The 17,867-nt window shown below is 63.5% G+C and carries 17 protein-coding genes; 4 read left to right on the top strand and 13 right to left on the bottom strand.

Annotation, left to right across the window (positions count from 1 at the left end; all coding sequences use genetic code 11):
- Positions 1-119: 119 nt before the first annotated feature.
- Positions 120-1,667 (top strand): methyl-accepting chemotaxis protein, encoded by a 1,548-nt coding sequence (locus CEJ45_RS11510; RefSeq protein WP_088755251.1) that lies wholly within the window; start codon positions 120-122, stop codon positions 1,665-1,667.
- 74 nt (positions 1,668-1,741) lie between these two features.
- Here CEJ45_RS11510 and CEJ45_RS11515 read toward each other — a convergent pair whose 3' ends face one another.
- The 5 genes from CEJ45_RS11515 to CEJ45_RS11530 form a co-directional block, all read right to left on the bottom strand.
- Positions 1,742-2,380, bottom strand: coding sequence for a LysE family translocator (locus CEJ45_RS11515; RefSeq protein WP_088755252.1), 639 nt, complete (start codon positions 2,378-2,380; stop codon positions 1,742-1,744).
- Positions 2,364-2,576 carry a hypothetical protein gene (locus tag CEJ45_RS24535; protein WP_141106993.1) on the bottom strand — a complete coding sequence of 71 codons (213 nt, stop codon included), beginning with the start codon at positions 2,574-2,576 and terminating at the stop codon, positions 2,364-2,366. The genes CEJ45_RS11515 and CEJ45_RS24535 overlap by 17 nt, the downstream gene beginning before the upstream one ends.
- A gap of 248 nt (positions 2,577-2,824) precedes the next feature.
- A complete protein-coding gene (locus tag CEJ45_RS24540; protein WP_141106994.1) occupies positions 2,825-3,418 on the bottom strand; it encodes a hypothetical protein in 594 nt (197 codons plus the stop codon).
- Between the two features lie 142 nt (positions 3,419-3,560).
- Positions 3,561-4,127 carry an Imm42 family immunity protein gene (locus CEJ45_RS11525; protein WP_088755254.1) on the bottom strand — a complete coding sequence of 189 codons (567 nt, stop codon included), beginning with the start codon at positions 4,125-4,127 and terminating at the stop codon, positions 3,561-3,563.
- Positions 4,128-4,937: a hypothetical protein gene (locus CEJ45_RS11530; RefSeq protein ID WP_141106995.1), complete on the bottom strand. Its 810-nt coding sequence runs from the start codon at positions 4,935-4,937 to the stop codon at positions 4,128-4,130.
- 375 nt (positions 4,938-5,312) lie between these two features.
- On the opposite strand from CEJ45_RS11530, the gene CEJ45_RS11535 reads away from it, so the two are divergent.
- Both CEJ45_RS11535 and CEJ45_RS11540 read left to right on the top strand, forming a co-directional pair.
- On the top strand, positions 5,313-6,209 hold the full coding sequence (locus tag CEJ45_RS11535; RefSeq protein ID WP_088755256.1) for a LysR family transcriptional regulator: 897 nt from the start codon (positions 5,313-5,315) through the stop codon (positions 6,207-6,209).
- A gap of 129 nt (positions 6,210-6,338) precedes the next feature.
- Entirely contained in the window at positions 6,339-7,469 is a 1,131-nt protein-coding gene (locus CEJ45_RS11540) for a DSD1 family PLP-dependent enzyme (RefSeq protein WP_088755257.1), read from the top strand.
- Here the strand turns inward: CEJ45_RS11540 and CEJ45_RS11545 are convergent.
- Genes CEJ45_RS11545 through CEJ45_RS11555 form a run of 3 tightly spaced genes read right to left on the bottom strand, consistent with a single transcriptional unit; the run spans position 7,456 to position 10,638 of the window.
- Positions 7,456-8,667, bottom strand: a complete 1,212-nt coding sequence (locus CEJ45_RS11545; protein WP_088755393.1) for a M20 aminoacylase family protein — start codon at positions 8,665-8,667, stop codon at positions 7,456-7,458. The genes CEJ45_RS11540 and CEJ45_RS11545 overlap by 14 nt on opposite strands.
- A gap of 45 nt (positions 8,668-8,712) precedes the next feature.
- Positions 8,713-10,194, bottom strand: a complete 1,482-nt coding sequence (locus tag CEJ45_RS11550; protein ID WP_088755258.1) for an aldehyde dehydrogenase family protein — start codon at positions 10,192-10,194, stop codon at positions 8,713-8,715.
- Positions 10,195-10,239: 45 nt separating this feature from the next.
- On the bottom strand, positions 10,240-10,638 hold the full coding sequence (locus CEJ45_RS11555; RefSeq protein ID WP_088755259.1) for a RidA family protein: 399 nt from the start codon (positions 10,636-10,638) through the stop codon (positions 10,240-10,242).
- Positions 10,639-10,764: 126 nt separating this feature from the next.
- On the opposite strand from CEJ45_RS11555, the gene CEJ45_RS11560 reads away from it, so the two are divergent.
- A complete protein-coding gene (locus CEJ45_RS11560) occupies positions 10,765-11,709 on the top strand; it encodes a LysR family transcriptional regulator (protein WP_088755260.1) in 945 nt (314 codons plus the stop codon).
- A 6-nt stretch (positions 11,710-11,715) separates the two neighbouring features.
- Here the strand turns inward: CEJ45_RS11560 and CEJ45_RS11565 are convergent, their stop codons facing one another.
- The 5 genes from CEJ45_RS11565 to CEJ45_RS11585 form a co-directional block, all read right to left on the bottom strand.
- Positions 11,716-13,041, bottom strand: coding sequence for an NAD(P)/FAD-dependent oxidoreductase (locus tag CEJ45_RS11565; RefSeq protein ID WP_088755261.1), 1,326 nt, complete (start codon positions 13,039-13,041; stop codon positions 11,716-11,718).
- Position 13,042: 1 nt separating this feature from the next.
- Positions 13,043-13,777 carry a cupin domain-containing protein gene (locus CEJ45_RS11570; RefSeq protein ID WP_088755262.1) on the bottom strand — a complete coding sequence of 245 codons (735 nt, stop codon included), beginning with the start codon at positions 13,775-13,777 and terminating at the stop codon, positions 13,043-13,045.
- 256 nt (positions 13,778-14,033) lie between these two features.
- Positions 14,034-15,971 carry an ABC transporter ATP-binding protein gene (locus tag CEJ45_RS11575; protein WP_088755263.1) on the bottom strand — a complete coding sequence of 646 codons (1,938 nt, stop codon included), beginning with the start codon at positions 15,969-15,971 and terminating at the stop codon, positions 14,034-14,036.
- Between the two features lie 4 nt (positions 15,972-15,975).
- The gene (locus CEJ45_RS11580; RefSeq protein ID WP_088755264.1) at positions 15,976-16,866 is read right to left on the bottom strand and encodes an ABC transporter permease; all 891 of its coding nucleotides are present in this window, start codon (positions 16,864-16,866) and stop codon (positions 15,976-15,978) included.
- A complete protein-coding gene (locus tag CEJ45_RS11585; RefSeq protein ID WP_088755265.1) occupies positions 16,863-17,819 on the bottom strand; it encodes an ABC transporter permease in 957 nt (318 codons plus the stop codon). The genes CEJ45_RS11580 and CEJ45_RS11585 overlap by 4 nt, the downstream gene beginning before the upstream one ends.
- Between the last annotated feature and the right edge of the window lie 48 nt (positions 17,820-17,867).

The following is a 17,867-nucleotide window of genomic DNA, read 5'->3' on the forward strand; positions in this document are numbered from 1 at the left end:
CGCCCCGGCCGGTTGCCGCTCTTGACGCCCGCACGCCAAACGGGCGGCCTCGCAGAATCGTTCGACCGCAGCGTTCGGATCCGACACTGAAAACGATATAAATCGAATGCGAGGAAGACATGATCTGGTTCTACAACCTCAACATCGCCAAAAAGCTGGCCCTGTCCTTTGCGGTGGTGATTGCGCTGGCCCTGTTGCAGGGCCTGTTCGCCATGAAGGAACTCAAGCAGGTCAACAGTGCTTCCGGCGAGATCGTCAACAAGTGGATGCCGACCATGGATGCCGCGCGCGAACTGCAGGGTTCGCTGCCGCCGCTGCGGCTCAATGAACTGGAGCTGGTCACCGCCGTCACGCCCCAGGAGCGCACCGCCGCCAACCAGTCCATCAAGAAGCGCCTGGATGCGCTGGCCAAGCAGCGCGCGGTATTCGAGCAGCGCATGTCCGAACCCGAGGAGAAGGAACAATATGCCCAGTTCGGCAAGAATCTCGCGGCCTACCTGAAGGTGGATGAACAACTGGCCGAGATGGCGGCCAACCAGCAGTATGACGAGACACGCGCCCTCTTCAACGGCGAGTCCGCCAAGCTCTACGCCGCGATGGTCGGCAACCTCAATGCCATCGTCAAGGTCAATGCCAGCGGCAGCGCGCGTGCCGACGAAGAGGCCTCGGGCGTATTCCGTGCGGCGCAGCGCTGGATCGTGGGCTTGCTGGTGGCAACGGTGGCCATCGGTTCGCTGCTGGCCTTCGTGGTGGCGGCCAATGTCTCGCGTCCATTGAAGGAAGCGGTGGAAATCGCCCAGCGCGTGGCGCGTGGCGACCTGACCCTGCGCATCCGCCCGGCCGGCCGCGATGAAACCGGACGCCTCATGGAAGCCCTGCGCGTGATGAATGACAGCCTGCGCGACATCGTCAATGAGGTGCGCCAGGGGACCGACACCATCGCCACTGCCTCCAACGAAATCGCGCGCGGCAACCTGGACCTGTCCAACCGTACCGAACAGCAGGCGGGCTCCCTGGAAGAAACCGCATCGGCCATGGAGCAGCTCACCTCCACCGTGACCCAGAATGCCGACAATGCGCGCCAGGCCAACCAGCTGGCGGCCACCGCATCCGACATCGCCAGCCAGGGTGGCGAAGTGGTGGGCCAGGTAGTGCAGACCATGGAAGGCATCACCGAGAGTTCGCGCCGCATTGCCGACATCATCAGCGTGATTGATGGCATCGCCTTCCAGACCAACATCCTGGCGCTCAATGCAGCGGTGGAAGCGGCCCGTGCCGGCGAGCAGGGACGCGGCTTTGCGGTGGTGGCCTCGGAGGTGCGCTCACTGGCGCAGCGTTCGGCCGGTGCGGCCAAGGAGATCAAGGAGCTCATTGACGACTCGGTGCAGAAGGTCAGCGCCGGCAGCGCTTTGGTGGAACGCGCCGGCAGCACCATGACCGAAGTGGTGGCCAGCGTGCGCCGCGTTACTGACGTGGTGGCCGAGATCAGCGCGGCCACGCAGGAACAGAGCGGCGGCATCAATGAAGTCAATCTCGCCATCACGCAGATGGATGAGACCACGCAGCAGAATGCCGCACTGGTGGAGCAGGCGGCGGCGGCGGCGGATTCACTGAAGGGACAGGCAGGCAATCTCGCAGCCGTAGTGGGCAAGTTCAAGCTGGATTGAAGCGATATGGCCGACGCCAGATTGCCTGGTGTCGGCCGCGTGCGCTGGCCTCGCGTGCAGCCAAGCTCAGGCGGTCACGGTCCGGTACGCGAGAGCAGCAGCCTGAACCCGAGGGTTATCATGACGCCGCCCGCGATGCGGTCGAACCAGTGCTTGCCCTGCACATACCAGCGGCGTGGACGCGATGAAGAGAGTGCGACGGCCACCAGGCCATACCATCCCGCTTCGATCACGAAGACCAGCAGCAGCGTCAGCGCCTTGAAGGACAGGGAAGTCTGGGCCGGCAAAAAGGCGGCGAACACGCTGGTGTAGGCGATGGCGGTTTTCGGATTGCTGATCTGGGTGACCAGGCCCAGCCACAGGGACCGGCGGGACAAGGAGGGTGATTGGTCGCGCGGTGCGATGTCGTCGGCCATCAGGGGCGTACGCGCCCCGCGCCAGATGCGCCATCCCATGTAGGCCAGATAAACACCACCCCCGAACTTCAACACCAGATAGAGCGAAGGCACTGCCAGCAGCACTGCCTGCAGCCCCAGCAAGGCCGCTGCGGCAAAGAGCACGCCGCCGATACCCATACCCAGTGCCGCCAGCAGGCCATTGGGCCGTCCGCCGCCCACCGAGGTGCGCGCCACCATCACGAAGCTGGGGCCGGGGCTCATGGTGGCCAGGCTCAGCGTGGCGGCAAGTCCGATCATTTCAGCAAGATGTTGCATGGATAACCTCCTTTTGGCGGTGAGGACGTTCCTCATTGGCTTGTTTTTCCAGGAAGAACGGCACCTCGCTGGCACCGATGCCCAGGTCATTGAGCTCGCGCGCGCCCATCTCCCGCATTTCCTGCGCGGCGCCCCCTTGCGAAGCGTGATGGTCCCCGAGGACGCGGACAAGGACCTCCCTGACGATGTGCCACATGGACTTCTCCCTGGATGAATGGGCAGATCATCCGCCAATCGAAGTCATTGGTAAAATTGAGATTGATGACAGCTACTATCAGTAAAACTGATGATAGAACTCAGCCTCAACCAGTTGCGCACGTAGGTCCGATTCACCGAGGCCACCGTCTGCTCTGCTGTCTTGCCTGTCAGCGCCTGCTGCTGCTTCTCATCGGTGATCTTGATGACGCCGCCGCTGACAATACCCTCGGCTCGCTGCCGGCATGGTCAAGAGTCTGAGCGCTTTGGGTCAGAAAGCGGTAAAAATTCCTCAGAATTTAAGAAGGTATAGATCGCTGCAATGACGCTTCCTTTTGGTAACACACGTTTCATAACCGTTAGTCCACGATCACCAGAAATCAGTACGACTTCCCTTTTTCCCCTTGAATATAGGAAAAATCTCCACCCGAGTTCACGCAGCTTTGGTCCCATGAGGATTTCCTGACCAAATGGAGGATCTACTCGTCGCTCCTCTATAAGGTCATTAAACAACTGCATGAACTCCTTTATCTTTTCGCTGCCCGCTAGCCGCCAATGATCAGGAACTATTGGGTCTTCGAAGCTGAGATAGCCATGTTCATGGAGAGAGCGAACAAACTGCTCCTGAGGTTTCCCCCATTTCGGGATCTCCGATAACGTATGACCTTCAGCAAGTGTCTTCTTTAGGTCCGAGGCTATAGAGATAAGCTCGGATTCGGCGTCAACTTCATCCAACAATAACGCGCCCGCCACGAACACGTTAAATGGCCCATAAATTTTCTTTGGCGTAGTTTTCACTACGTCGTACCACAGGGCAAAATATCGAGAATTTCCTGCCAACATCCGAATCCCTCATCATTCAAACTGGGAAAAATAAATTGTTCAGCACGCTTGCGCTTGGGTGGATGCGTGCGCTCGTTCTAGAACAAATGATTAGCAAGTGAAATCACTCGCTTCTCGATCACTAAATAGATCCGTTGCATTCTCATAAGAAAATTTGCTTCATCGCCTTGGAATATTTTTGGATGACATTTTCTATCTCGCCTTCGTTCATTACAGCGCTGAAAACATTTTTCCCTCGGTCCTTGGAGTAAATTAGTATTTCCGTACCCTGGCTCTGAAAAAGGAAGAAGTGCCATCCAGCGTCCCCAATATCTGAATACATCGAAAGCTCTAATCCGAAAGGGGGGCTTCTTCTTTCGTCAACGATATCGATATAGAGGTCTGTCAGTTGCCCCCTTTTTCCACCATCATCTCTCCACCACACGCTTGGAAATTCTGGATCAGTGGCTGGAAAATAGCCCCTGCTCTGCATTGCGGTAACGAATAGCTCTCTTGTGTCATAGCCACTCGCGACCTGCGTAACCGTTTGCCACCCGTCGAAAGATCGATCCAAATCTGCGGCAATCATGTTCAAGGTAAAACTATCTTCAGTGCTCCTGAGGACTGTCTTTCCATTGATAAAGATGTTAAATGGACCGAAGCAGAAACCATTGGTCTCCGAATGAATGTCATACCAAAATGCAAAGGTCGCTGTATCGCCGATGATCATCTATTTCACTCCTAGCTTTCTTAAGTCACGAGACAGGCCCGCCTGTCGTAACTCATCTATCGTCAACGGGGCATTCTTGTCTGCAGTACTGCCACTCCAGTGATAAGTACCCGTATTATCGTCAAAGAATCGATGGATGTTCCCCTGCTTATCGAGCGTCAACCTTGTTCCTTTGTTGCTCGTCTCTATTGATGAATTAAATAGGTCAAGCGAATTCTGAGGTTCAATTCCTGCCTTTTTGTAATTGCCTGCACTACCAGTTGTATGCTTAGAATTGGACTTGTAGCGCAGTCCATTCCGCGCGATAACTATTTCTGGCACCGGAAGTGCGCTGCCGCCTTTAGTTGAGGACTTTATAGCCAGAATTCGCTCTCGAAGCGAATTCAACGTGACGACAGCTCCCGCAGGATTATCCACCGTCGACGCTAACTCAACGAGCATGCGTTCTGTCAGCGATGCGTTGGCCCCAAGCGCTTCCAGTCTCGGATACTGGGCAATCAAATCATTCTCTTGCTCGGCCAGCTTTTGCCTGACGTATTCCTTTTGTTCGCCCGTCTTCGCATACAGCATTGCCAGGCCGATGTAGGGATAAGCGCTCTGCCCTGTCCGGATCATGTCTTGGCAACTTAAGAGAGATGCGCTACCGCTAGCGCACGCATTCTCCAACCTTGCATTGAATGACTGCCGATCTCTTTCGGTCTTCTCCTTCAGTTCATCAAAGCAGCTTGCGCTGGATGAAGCAGAACAGCCACGCATACCCATCAGGAATTGATTGACACGTGAACCCAATGCGTTCTGTTCAGTCTCCAACTCCTGCAGCGCCTGCGCATCCCACTGCTTGCTCAGCTTATCGATTCGAGGCGCAGTCTATTTTCTTGTCTCTTTCTGAAATATCAGAAATGTCTCATTTCCAAAAAACTTAATGGCAGGGGTTCTGGCAGATTTGATCACTTTCGAAGATCAGTTTTTTGATCTGATGAGAAATACCTTTGATAGGCTTCATGTCTATTTCATTATCCAAACGGCACTGACCGGTATGACATGACGAACCGGCGCCGCAAGCACTCCGTTGTCGACGCCGTCAATGCCAGCTCCTGCTGTCCGCACGGAGATGGAAGTCCTGCCACCAGCGCTCGAAGCCATTGGTAAAATTCTCCCCAATAACCGCCACTATCAGGAACCCTGATGAGAGAACTCAGCCTAGACCAGTTGCGCACCCTGGTCACCATCGTCGACCTCGGCACCTTCTCCGCTGCGGCCAATGCGCTGCACCTGGCGCAGCCCACGATCAGCCTGCATGTCAGCGACCTCGAAGAGCGCCTGGGCAGCGCCCTGCTCATGCGCGGCAGCCGTCGCGTACAGGCCACGGCGCTGGGCGCGCTGGTGATCGACCGGGCGCGGCGCCTGTTGCGCGATGCCGACGACCTGCTCGATGTCGCCAGGAAACACGTGGAAGGCAAGGTCGGCCGGGTGCGCCTCGGGACGTCGACGGGCGTGGTGGTGAACCTGCTGCCCCGCGTACTGCGCCAGCTGGAAAACAGCTTCCCGGGCATCGACGTGGAGGTCAACATCATGGGCTCCAACGAGACGATGGCGCGCCTGCAGGAAGGCACGCTCGACATCGGCCTGGTCGCCATCCCCATCACGGCCTCCAAGGAAATCCAGATCACGCACTGGCGCAGCGACCGCATGATGGCTTTCCTGCCGGCCACCTGGAAATCGCCCGCCGCCATCAAGCCGGGCTGGCTGATGGACAAGCCCATGATCTTCAACGACGCCACCACGCAGATGTACCGGCTCACCATGGCCTGGTTTGCCGAGGCCGGTGAAAACCCGCGCGCGCGCATCGAACTGAACTACAACGAAGCCATGAAGAGCCTGGTCTCCGCCGGTTACGGCGCGGCCATCCTGCCGCTGGAACAGCCCCTGGCCGCCGAGCTGGACCGCCACAAGGACGTGCGCATCGTGCCGCTGTCCCCGGTGCTCAAGCGCCACATCGGCGTGGCCCATCGCGCCCTGCCCAACCTGGACAAGGCCACCGTGAACGTGCTGGAGACGATACGGCAGTTCCAGCAGGCCTGACGCGGCGCGTGGACCGCAGGACGGTGCATTAAACACAGCTTAATGCTCGATTCACCGAGCATTAAGCACAGCGCAATCCCGATCTCCTATAGTCGAGGCTCATCGACCTACCCTCTTCAGGAGTTCCCCATGAGCCTGGCTACCCTGCCCACGCCCGCCGCCTTGATCGACATCTCCCGCATGGAGCACAACATCGCCCGCATGCAGCAGCGCATGGATGCGCTGGGCGTGCGCTTCCGTCCGCACGTCAAGACCACCAAGTGCCAGCAGGTGGTGCAGGCGCAACTCCAGGCCGGTGCACGCGGCATCACCGTTTCCACCCTCAAGGAAGCAGAACAGTTCTTTGCCGCCGGCATCACCGACATCGTCTACGCCGTCGGCATGGCCCCCACCAAGCTGGGCCAGGCGCTGGCGCTGCGCCGCCAGGGCTGCGACCTCAAGATCGTGGCCGACAGCGTGGCCTGCGCCGAAGCCATCGTCGCTTTCGGCCAGGCGCAAGAGGAATGCTTCGAAGTCTGGATTGAAATCGACGTGGATGGCCATCGCTCCGGCATCGCCCCGGAAGACGCCACCCTGCTGGCCGTGGGCAAGGTGCTCCACGCCGGCGGCATGCGTATCGGCGGCGTGATCGCCCATGCCGGCTCCAGCTATGACTACGACAACGACGCCGCCCTCATCGCCGTGGCCGAACAGGAACGCGCCGGATCCGTGCGTGCCGCCGAACGCCTGCGCGAAGCCGGGCTGCCCTGCGAGGTGGTCAGCATCGGCTCGACCCCGACCGCGCTGCGTGCCGAACACCTGCAGGGCGTGACCGAAGTGCGTGCCGGTGTCTATGCCATGTTCGACCTGGTGATGCACAACGTGGGCGTCAATACCATGGACGAGATCGCCCTGAGCGTGCTGACCACCGTGATCGGCCACCAGCCCGAGAAAGGCTGGGCCATCGTCGATGCAGGATGGATGGCCATGAGCCGCGACCGCGGCACGCAAGGACGCAAGCACGACTTCGGCTATGGCCAGGTCTGTACGGAAGACGGCAAGGTGCTGGAGGGCTACCTCATGAGCGGGGCCAACCAGGAACACGGCATCCTGTCGCGCCAGGGCAGTCCGGATGCGCAGATCGCAGAGCACCTGCCCATCGGCACGCGCCTGCGCATCCTGCCCAACCACGCCTGTGCCACCGGGGCGCAGTACCAGCAATACCAGGCCATCGCCGCCGATGGCAGCGTGGCCACCTGGCCGCGCTTCAACGGCTGGTAAGCGCCCCGCCCTTCAGGCCGCTGCCAAACCAGGACTGCGCCAGCGCCACCCAGTAACGCACGCCTTCTACGATGATGTCGTCGTTGAAGTCGTAGTGCGGGTGGTGCAGCGAGTGCGAGGCGCGGTCCTGCGGCGCATTGCCGATCAGGACGTAGGTGCCGGGCCGCTCCTCCAGCATGAAGCCGAAATCCTCGGAGGTCATGTTGGCCGGGATACCGGTGCGGATGCGTTCATCACCGAAGGTCTGGCGAATCACGCGTTCACAGAAGTCAGTCTCGGCCGGGGTGTTGATGGTGGCCGGGTAGTACTGGAAGAATTCCACCTCGACCTTGGCCCCATAGGCGTCGGCCAACGCATGGCACATGCGGCGGATGTCTTCCTGCAGCTTCTGCTGCAAGGTGGAGGACAGCGTGCGGATGGTGCCGCGCAATTCGGCGCGGTCCGGGATGACGTTGTCGGTATCGCCCGCATGGAACATGCAGACCGAAATGACGGCAGGGTCGACCGGATCCTTGTGGCGTGCCGCGATGGTCTGGCACTGCAGGACCATGGAGCAGGCCAGCGGGATCGGGTCCAGCCCCAGGTGCGGCTGGGCCGCATGGGCGCCCTTGCCGGTGATGGTGATCTTCAGGCGCGAACCGGCGGCCATGATGGGACCGGTGCGCAAGCCGAACTGCCCGGCCGGCAAGCCTGGCCAGTTGTGCATGCCGAACACGGCTTCGGTCGGGAACTGCTCGAACAGGCCGTCATCGATCATCTTGCGCGCCCCCGCCCCACCCTCTTCTCCCGGCTGAAAGACGAAGTGCACGCTGCCCGGCAATGTCGGCTGCTGCTTGAGCACGCGCGCCGCGCCCAGCAGCATGACGGTGTGGCCGTCATGGCCGCAGGCATGCATGATGCCGTGGCTGCAGGAGGCGTGCGCAAAGTCATTGGCCTCGACGATGGGCAAGGCATCGAGGTCAGCGCGCAGCACGATGCCGCGCTGCGGATCGCTGCCCGCCAGGCTGGCCACCACGCCGGTGCCGCCCAGGCCGCGCGTGACCTCATAGCCCAGCGCCTGCAGCTCTCGCACCACCACGTCGGCTGTGCGATGTTCCTCGAAACGCAGCTCGGGATGCGCGTGCAGGTCGCGGCGCAGGCCGGCCCAGTGGGCGCGGTGCTGGTGCAGGGTGTCTTGCGGATGTTCGGTGTGTTCCATGATGCTCATGTGTTCATGCCGTCGTGACGGCGGTGACGAAGGCGATCAGGCGTAGTAGCCCAGGATCGATTTCACTTCCATGTATTCCTCCATGCCCTCCACCCCATACTCGCGCCCGTTGCCGGACTGCTTGTAGCCGCCGAAGGGGGCCTGCGGGTCCCATGCCGGATAGTTCAGGTGCACCTGGCCGGACTGGATGCGGGCGGCCACGGCGCGCACCTGGTCCTTGTCGGTACCCTGCACGTGCGCGCCCAGGCCATAGACGGTGTCGTTGGCGATGGCGATGGCTTCTTCCACGGTGTCGTAGGGCAGGATGGCCAGCACGGGTCCGAAGATTTCTTCCTGGGCGATCACCATGTCGGTATGCACGTCGGAGAAGATCGTGGGCCGGGCATAGTAGCCCTGCTCCAGACCGTCAGGACGTCCGGCACCACCGGCCAGCAGGCGCGCGCCATCCTGCATGCCGGCCTCGATCATCTGCTGCACCCGCAGGAATTGCGCACGGTTGGCCAGCGGACCGTGGGTCGTCGCGGCATCGGTGGGGTCGCCGACCTTCATCTGGGCCAGCGTTGCCAACGCCAGTTCATGCACGCGATCCAGCGCCGCACGCGGCACGATCAGGCGCGTGGGCGCGCTGCAGGACTGGCCCATGTTGCGGAAAGCGGCCGCCACACCCGGCGGGATGGCACGGTCCAGGTCCGCATCCGGCAACACCACATTGGGCGACTTGCCGCCCAGCTCCTGGGCCACGCGCTTGACGGTGACAGCGGCCGCTTGCGCCACCAGCACGCCGGCGCGGGTGGAACCGGTGATCGAGATCATGTCCACCTGCGGATGCGAGGACATGGCCGCACCGACCTCGGGACCGCTGCCGTTGACCAGGTTGAAGACGCCAGCCGGAATGCCGGCCTCATGCACGATCTCGGCAAACAGCAGCGCCGACAGCGGGGAGAGTTCGCTGGGCTTCAACACCACCGTGCAACCGGCGGCCAGTGCCGGGCCAACCTTGGCGGTGATCTGGTAGATCGGCCAGTTCCAGGGCGTGATGAGGGCGCAGACACCAATCGGCTCGCGCACGATGGCCGTGGTGCCGCGCGGGCGAATGAAGGGATAGTCCGCCAGGTTGTCGCGCGCCACGCGCAGGTGTTCGGCGGCCAGCGGCACGTGGGCGGTGCGGGCGTAGGTGATGGGGGCGCCCATCTCCAGCGTCAGTGCCTGCGCGAACAACTCGGTACGTTCCACCAGCAGCGCATGCACCCGGCCCAGCAGCGCGGCGCGCTCCAGCGGCGAGGTCGCCGCCCACGCGGCAAACGCCCGGCGCGCGGCCTGCACCGCCTGGTCAACATCGGCGGCGTTGCCCAGTGCGATCTCGCAGACGCGTTCCTCCGTGGCCGGCGAGACCACGGCAGCCACTCCCTCGCCTTGCGGGCGCTGCCATTGGCCATCGATGTAGAAGTGATCCAGGCGGCCGTTGCGCTTGAGGTGCGCCAGCGGGGAAACGGTGTCGGTGGAAGCGGTGCGGGTCATGTCGGGTTGTCCTTGTTTCGGGTTGGTTGCGCGTGCGGCGCAGTGTCACAGCAGTGCCGTGGCCTCCACTTCGACCTGCAGGCCGAAGTGCAGCGCCGGGACCGGCACCACGGCGCGCGCCGGGCGGGCGCTGCCGGCCCAGCGTGCGTAGATTTCGTTGAAGGCAGGCCAGTGCGCCACATCGGTGAGATAGATGCGGACCTGCAGCAGCTTGCCGATGTCGCTGCCGGCACCGGCGAGTGCGGCTTCCACATTGGCCAGCACCTGCAGGGCCTGCATCTCGAAGCTGGCCTCGGTGAGCTTGTGCCCGCTCGCATCGATGGGCAACTGGCCCGAGATGAAGACCATGCCATTGCCGATGGCGACGTGGCTGTAGTGGCCACCCGGTGTGGCCAGGCCGGTCGGGTTGAGGGTGACGGGGGTGGTGTGTGCTGTGTTGTTCATGATGGGCCAGGCTGAAGTGGAAGGAAGGCCGGTCAGGATAACCGACGCATTTCCTGTGATGGACTGTAGCCAAAAGACCTTCAGCGATGTTTAATGTTCGTTCAATTCACCATTAAGAGGTTTTTAATGCTGCAACTCGATGACATGCAACTGCTGCGTGCCCTGGGCTCGGCCAGCTCGCTGGCCGGTGCTGCCCGCCTGCTCGACCTGACGCCGCCGGCAGTGACGGTGCGCCTGCAGCGCATCGAGGACCGCGTCGGTGTGCGCCTGGCCAATCGCGCCGCGCGCGGCTTCGCGCTCACCGACGAAGGCCAGCGCCTGGTGCAGGAAGCCATGGACATCCTGGAGCGCATCGAATCCATCACCGCCAGCGTCTCGCGCGAATCGGATCGCGGTGCCGGCGGCAACCTGGCCAACGTCAGCGGTTCGCTGCGCGTGGTCGCGCCCTTCGGCTTCGGGCGTCGCTACGTGGCGCCGCTGATCCGCGACCTGCACCGCAGCCATCCCAAGCTGAACATCTCGCTGCTGCTGGCCGAAAGTCCGCTGGCGGCCTCCACCGGCGCTGATGCGATCATTTCCATCGGCCGTGTGAAGGGCTCTTCCTGGGTCGGGCACTTCCTCGCGCCCAATGCGCGCTTCCTGTGTGCCGCGCCGGTGCTGGCCAAACGGATGCAGCGCATCAAGCATCCTTCGGACCTGGCCGAGTATCCCTACCTCAGCCTGCGCGAGAACGACGACGACCTCAGCCGCCTGCGCTTTACGCCCGTCGACAGTGCTGGCCGCCGCACCGGCAAGGCGCTCACGGTCAAGCTCAATGGCGCGCTCTCGTCCAATGACGGCACCATCACGCGCGACTGGGCCCTCGATGGCGACGGCTTCGTGGCGCGTTCCGAATGGGACTGCGCGCATCTGGTGGCCGATGGCAGCCTCAAGCGCGTGCTGCCCGGCTGGCAGCTCGATCCCGCACCCATCATGGCGCTGCTGCCGGGCCGCCAGGGCCTCACGCTGCGCCAGCGCGTCTTCCTCGACGCCGCCAAGCGGGCCTTCCAGCCCGTGCCCTGGCGGCGCTGAGCCGCTTCAGAAATCCGCCACCTTGCCCCAGGACGAATCCGAAAAACGATTGGGGTGATAGGGACGCGGATCAACGATGGGCTCCACACCGCTGGCCAGGTCCGCGATCAGGTGGCCCGCCCCCGGCCCGATGCCGAAGCCGTGGCCGGAGAAACCGGCGGCCAGGATCAGGCCCGGTGTCTGCGGCAGCTCGCCGATGCCCGGCACGCCATCGGGCGTGCTGTCCACATAACCGGCCCAGGTATGCGTGACCTTGGCCTGCGCCAGCTGCGGCAGCAATTCGACCGCACGGCGATGGGTGGCGCGGATCGAGACCGGATCGGCCGACGCATCCAGGATGCGCATGCGTTCCATGGGCGTAGGCGCATCCATGCGCCAGCGCGTCAGGGTCTCGTGGCCGCTGCGCCAGGCTTCCAGCCCTCCCGGCGACAGGCTGCGCCAGCGCTTGGCGAACATCGGCAGGAACTGGGGCGAGAAGCGCAGGAATTGCATGGTCGGATCGACCCGCGCCCGGCCGCTGATGGCCAGCGCATACGAGCCATTGCTGCGGCGGGTGACAGCGACGCCCGAGGTGTAGAGCGCGCCCGGCAAAGGCTGTTCCATGGGCGCCACGCTCATGATGGATTGCCGCACCGATGCCTGCGGGAAGCGGATCCCCAGCTGATGGCAGAACGACGAAGCCCATGCGCCACCGGCCATGACGGCCACCTTGGTCTTGATGACACCCGCTTCGGTGATCACGCCCGAGACGCGGCCGCCTTCGGTTTCGATGCCGCGTGCGGCGCATTGCTGGATCACGTGGCCGCCCAGCTTCATGATGGCGCGCGCCACGGCCGGTGCTGCCTTGCCCGGGTCGGCGGTGCCGTCGGTGGGCGAGAAGACGCCGCCTTTCCAGGCGCGTCCGGTGGCATGGCCGCGTTCAGCCGCCTGCTTGGCATCGAGCATGTAGGTGGTCACGCCGGCCGTCTTGGCGAAGTCGCCCCAGGCTGCCCAGCGGGCGATTTCTTCATCATCGTTGGAAAGATAGAGCAGGCCGCAGCGCGTGAAACCGGTGTCTTCACCGGTCTCGGCGGAGAACTGTTCCCACAGGTCGATGCTCTTGGCCGCCATCGGCAGTTCGCGCGCGTCGCGGTTCTGCTGGCGGCACCAGCCCCAGTTGCGGCTGGACTGTTCGGCACCGATGCGGCCCTTCTCGACCACCGCCACCGAGATGCCACGCTTGGCCAGATAGTAGGCGGTGAAGATGCCGACGATGCCGCCACCGATGACGACCACATCGGCGGAGGCCGGGGGAATGGTAGGGCTCTGGACCTGCACGAGTGGGGGCGACATCTTACTTTCCTCCCTCGGCGGCGACGGTCTGCACGACGTAGTACTTCGCCACGCGTGCGCTGCTCTCCCAGCCGATGGCTGCGCCCAGCGGCACGAAGACGGCGTCGCCCCGCTCCACCGAAACCACGCTGCCATCGGGTTCGGCAAAGCGCACGCCGCCATCGAGGATATGCATGAATTCATTGACCGGATGGGCGCGCACGATGCGGTGGTAAGGGGTGGAATCCCAGGTGCCGATCTTGCAGCCGATGGAGCTTTCATCGATCACGTTGTCGCTGCGGCAGGTGGGCACCTCGCCCAGCAGGATTTCCTTGGGCAGCGAATTGGCCGAGGGCTTGAAGTTGGCCTCGGCCACCAGCGGGAACACGCCCGGCTGCACCGGGTGCGGGCAGTCGGCCGCGCAGAACATGGCCAGGGTCGGCTGCGTGGCCGTGATGCGCAGGGCGGCACCGGTGGCGATGACCACACCGTTGTCGGGCTTGATCACCAGCGGCGCGGCACCTTCGGCTTCGATGCGCAGTTCGCCTTGCACCACCACCAGGGTTTCCTGGTGCGGGAAGCGGGCGATGTCGAGGCTGCCTTCAACACGCAGGCGGCCTGCGCTCATGCCGCCGACGCCTTGCCAGGCAATTTCGCGCACGGCGGCGAAGGGGTCGGAGGCGCCCAGCGCGCCCGGATGGAATGGGGTGGATACGGGGGTGCCGGAGGCACGGTACAACACCAACGCTGCAGTCATTTCTTCTCCTGTTTCCTTGGGGATGGGCAGGATTGCGAGACCGACTCCACGGTGCTCTTGCGGTCCTGCCCGAATCTTTGCTTCATGGCCGGCGCCGGGGCCGACAGCATGCTATCCATGACGATGCTACGAGCCGCGCCTGATCCTGTGATTAATGCTCAACGAATCCAGCATTAAATGCGGCTTAATGCTCGTGGCCTGCCTTGCCTGCCCGCCATGGCACATGGCCACGTGGGCGGCTGGGTGGGTAACCGGGTCAGACGGTGATGCCCTCCACCGGCACCAGCGGCAGCTGCGACTGCTGCAGATCCGAATCCGAACGGTGGCAGAGGATTTCGCCACCATGCTCCATGTTGCGGCGACGCGGCGGCACCACGTTGCAGACGCCATCGATGCGCTGCGCACAGCGCGGCAGGAAGGCGCAGATCTCCGGCGACGGATCGACCGCGCCAATCGGCGGCAGCTTGTGCTGGCCGGCGCCGGCCACCTGTTCCAGCCAGCCTTGCTGCATGGCCGGCACCGACGACAGCAGCAGGTGCGAATACGGGTGATAGGGCGGCGCCATCATGGCTTCGCGCGGACGGTTGGCCACCATGCGGCCGGCATAGAGGACCACGATGTCGTCGCAGATGGCGCGCACGGTGCTGATGTCGTGGCTGATGAACATGTAGGACACCTGCAGCTCGCGCCGCAGCTCGGCCAGCAGTTCCAGGATGGCGGCGGCGACCACGGTGTCCAGCGCCGAGGTCACTTCGTCGCACAGGATCAGGTCGGGCTTGGCGGCCAATGCCCGGGCCAGGTTCACGCGCTGCTTCTGGCCGCCGGAGAGTTCGGCGGGCAGGCGGTCGATGACGCTGGAAGGCAGCTTGACCAGGTCCAGCAGTTCGGCCGTGCGGCGGCGCATGGCATCGCCCTTCAAGCCATGGTAGAAGGACAGCGGACGATTCAGGATGCGGCCGATGGAGTGCGCCGGATTGAGGGCGGTATCGGCGTTCTGGAACACGATCTGCACGCGGCGGAATTGTTCGCGGGTGCGGCCTTCGAGCGTGGGTGACAGGTTCTGTCCATCGAGCTGGATGCTGCCGCGCGCCGGTGCGATCATGCCGGCCACGGCACGCGCCAGGGTGGTCTTGCCGGAACCGGATTCGCCGATGATGCCCACGGTGCTGCCGCGCTGGATGGTGAGGTTGATGTCATCCAGGATGCGCACGCCCGGCAGGCCCAGCCGGTCCGGTGCGCCGTAACCGGCCACCAGGCCGCTGATGCGCAGCAGAGGGGCACGGGCTTCGGCCGGTACGGCGTCGGGCAGGATCTCGCGCAGTTGCACCACGCGCGCCGCCGGGCAGGCGGCGGCGATCAGGCTTTGGGTATACGTATCGGCCGGGGCATGCAGCACCTGCTCGGTGCTACCGACTTCGCGCACGGCACCATCACGCAGCACGATGATGCGGTCGGCCATCTGCGCCACCACGGCCAGGTCGTGCGACACGTAGACGGCGGTGGTGCCGATTTCCTTGACCACTTTCTTGAAGGCGCGCAGCACTTCGATCTGGGTGGTCACGTCCAGCGCGGTGGTGGGTTCGTCCAGGATCACCAGTTCCGGATCGGTGATCAGGGCCATGGCCGCCATCACGCGCTGCAACTGGCCACCGGACACCTGGTGCGGATAACGTTCACCGATCTTGTCGGGGTTCGGCAGGGCCAGCGCACGGAACAGCTCGACCGCCTTGCGCATGGCGGACGGCTTGTCCATCACGCCGTGCTGCAGGGCGCTTTCGATCACCTGGTCCATCAGGGTGCGGGCCGGATTGAAGGCGGCGGCCGCACTCTGGGCGATGTAGGCCACGTGGTGGCCGCGCATGGCCAGCAGTGCCTTTTCATCCATCTGGTCGATCTGGCGCTGGCCGATGCGCACCTGGCCACCAACGATCTGGCAACCGGAACGCGCATAGCCCAACAGCGAGAGTGCGATGGTGGTCTTGCCGGAACCGGATTCACCGATCAGGGCCAGCACTTCGCCGGGGGCGACGGTGAAATTGACGTTCTTGACGATCTCGACCTGGCTGCCGTCGTCCTTGCGGGCATTCACGCGCAGGCCCTGCACTTCCACCAGCGGCCGCACTGCCGCCCCGCCCGCCGCAGCGCCAGCACCGGCGCCGCTTTCCTTGCCGAGGAAGATATCGAATTGCTTCACAGGCTTACTCCTTGGCAGCGCGCTTGCTGCGCAGGTTATCGATCAAGAGGTTCACGCCGATGGTCAGCGAGGCAATCGCCAGGGCCGGCATGATCACCGCCAGGGCCCCTTCGCCCAGGCCGGAAATGTTTTCGCGCACCAGCGAACCCCAGTCCGCATCCGGCGGCTGCACGCCCAGCGAGAGGAAGCTCAGGCCCGACAGCAGCAGCACCACGTAGACGAAGCGCAGGCCGAAATCGGCCAGCACCGGGCGGATCATGTTGGGCAGCATTTCCACGGTCATGATGTACCACACGCCCTCGCCGCGAGCGCGCGCGGCCTGCACGTATTCCATGGCCTGCACGTTGACCGCCAGCGAACGGGCGATGCGGTAGGCGCCGGGCATGTAGGTGATGGCCGCGGTAAGCACCAGCAGGAACATGGAAGAACCGAAGGTGGCTACCATCATCAGCGCGAACATCTTGCTGGGAATGGAGATCAGGGCATCGAGCGCACGGCTGATGACGGCATCGCGCCAGCCGCCCGAGAAGGCCGCGAACAAGGCGATGGCGGTACCGGAGAGGCTGGCCACCACGGTCGACAGCAAGGCCAGGCCGATGGTGGCGCGGGTGCCGAAGAGGATGCGGCTCAACATGTCGCGGCCCAGGTAGTCGCTGCCCAGCAGGAACTTGTGGCTCATGCCGGAGAACACGTCGGTATCGACGATGGCAGTGGCGTCGTAGGGCGAGATGCTGGGGCCGAGGATGGCCATCAGGATCCAGAAGCCGACGATCACCATGCCGATCCAGGCCATGTTCGAATGGCGGCGCACGCGCTTGGCCGGTGCGGTGGCTGCGGCAGCCGGTGCAACAGGCGCGCCCGCTTCGGTGCCAGGGGAGTCGTGGAGGGCTTTCATCGGGTCTTCAACCTTGGATTGGAAACAATGGCCAGCACATCGGCGGTCAGCACCAGCAGCAGGTAGCCGGTGCAGAAGATCATGGAACAGGCTTGCACCAGCGGCATGTCGCGGGTGGTCACGGCATCGATCATGAGGGTGGCGATGCCGGGATAATTGAAGATGCTTTCGACGATGAGAACGCCGCCCAGCAGGTAGGACAGGCTCAGCGCCACGGCATTGGCAATCGGGCCGATGGCGTTGGGCAGCGCATGGCGCAGCACGATGCGGGTGCGCTTGACGCCTTTGAGCAGCGCCATTTCGGCATAGGACGAACGCAGCTGGTCGATCACGGCCGCGCGTGTCATGCGCGTCATCTGGGCCACGATCACGCAGCACAGGGTCAGCACCGGCATCGCATAGGCCTTGATGAAAGCACCCAGGGTGGCGGCATCGCTGGCATGCGACAGGGCCGACAACCAGCGCAGCTTGACCGCGAAGATCATCACGGCCACCGTGGCCACCAGGAATTCCGGCACGGACACCATCGATACCGCGCTGACGTTGACGGCGCGATCAAAGAAGGAACCGCGATACATCGCCGAGAAGATGCCCAGGAACAGCGCCAGCGGCACCGACACCAGGGCTGTGACGGCCGCCAGCATCAGCGAGGCCGGCAGGCGGCCGCCGATCATCTGCGCCACCGGCACATTGTTGACCAGCGACATGCCGGGGTTGCCCGAGAGCAGGTTGCCCAGCCAGTGCGCATAACGCAGCGGGGCCGGCAGGTCCAGGCCGTATTGCAGGCGCAGCGCGGCCACCGTCTCGGGCGTGGCGGCCTGGCCCAGTGCGGTCTGGGCGGCGTCGCCCGGCAACAGGTTGGTGATGAAGAACACGCCGGCCGAGACCAGCAGCAGCGTCAGCGCAGCCTGCAGCAGGCGGCGCACGATCAGACGCAGGATCATTGCATTCATAGCTTTCCTCGGTAACGAGTGGCGGGGCCGGCCATCGAGATGGACCGG

It is taken from the genome of Herbaspirillum aquaticum (genome assembly GCF_002213425.1).
Classification (GTDB): domain Bacteria; phylum Pseudomonadota; class Gammaproteobacteria; order Burkholderiales; family Burkholderiaceae_D; genus Herbaspirillum; species Herbaspirillum aquaticum.

Bases quoted from the DNA above. Each gene is read 5' to 3' on its own strand.
- CEJ45_RS11510 (WP_088755251.1), top strand. From the start codon at position 120: ATGATCTGGTTCTACAACCTCAACATCGCCAAAAAGCTGGCCCTGTCC.
- CEJ45_RS11515 (WP_088755252.1), bottom strand. From the start codon at position 2,380: ATGCAACATCTTGCTGAAATGATCGGACTTGCCGCCACGCTGAGCCTG.
- CEJ45_RS24535 (WP_141106993.1), bottom strand. From the start codon at position 2,576: ATGTGGCACATCGTCAGGGAGGTCCTTGTCCGCGTCCTCGGGGACCAT.
- CEJ45_RS24540 (WP_141106994.1), bottom strand. From the start codon at position 3,418: ATGTTGGCAGGAAATTCTCGATATTTTGCCCTGTGGTACGACGTAGTG.
- CEJ45_RS11525 (WP_088755254.1), bottom strand. From the start codon at position 4,127: ATGATCATCGGCGATACAGCGACCTTTGCATTTTGGTATGACATTCAT.
- CEJ45_RS11535 (WP_088755256.1), top strand. From the start codon at position 5,313: ATGAGAGAACTCAGCCTAGACCAGTTGCGCACCCTGGTCACCATCGTC.
- CEJ45_RS11540 (WP_088755257.1), top strand. From the start codon at position 6,339: ATGAGCCTGGCTACCCTGCCCACGCCCGCCGCCTTGATCGACATCTCC.
- CEJ45_RS11545 (WP_088755393.1), bottom strand. From the start codon at position 8,667: ATGGAACACACCGAACATCCGCAAGACACCCTGCACCAGCACCGCGCC.
- CEJ45_RS11550 (WP_088755258.1), bottom strand. From the start codon at position 10,194: ATGACCCGCACCGCTTCCACCGACACCGTTTCCCCGCTGGCGCACCTC.
- CEJ45_RS11555 (WP_088755259.1), bottom strand. From the start codon at position 10,638: ATGAACAACACAGCACACACCACCCCCGTCACCCTCAACCCGACCGGC.
- CEJ45_RS11560 (WP_088755260.1), top strand. From the start codon at position 10,765: ATGCTGCAACTCGATGACATGCAACTGCTGCGTGCCCTGGGCTCGGCC.
- CEJ45_RS11565 (WP_088755261.1), bottom strand. From the start codon at position 13,041: ATGTCGCCCCCACTCGTGCAGGTCCAGAGCCCTACCATTCCCCCGGCC.
- CEJ45_RS11570 (WP_088755262.1), bottom strand. From the start codon at position 13,777: ATGACTGCAGCGTTGGTGTTGTACCGTGCCTCCGGCACCCCCGTATCC.
- CEJ45_RS11580 (WP_088755264.1), bottom strand. From the start codon at position 16,866: ATGAAAGCCCTCCACGACTCCCCTGGCACCGAAGCGGGCGCGCCTGTT.
- CEJ45_RS11585 (WP_088755265.1), bottom strand. From the start codon at position 17,819: ATGAATGCAATGATCCTGCGTCTGATCGTGCGCCGCCTGCTGCAGGCT.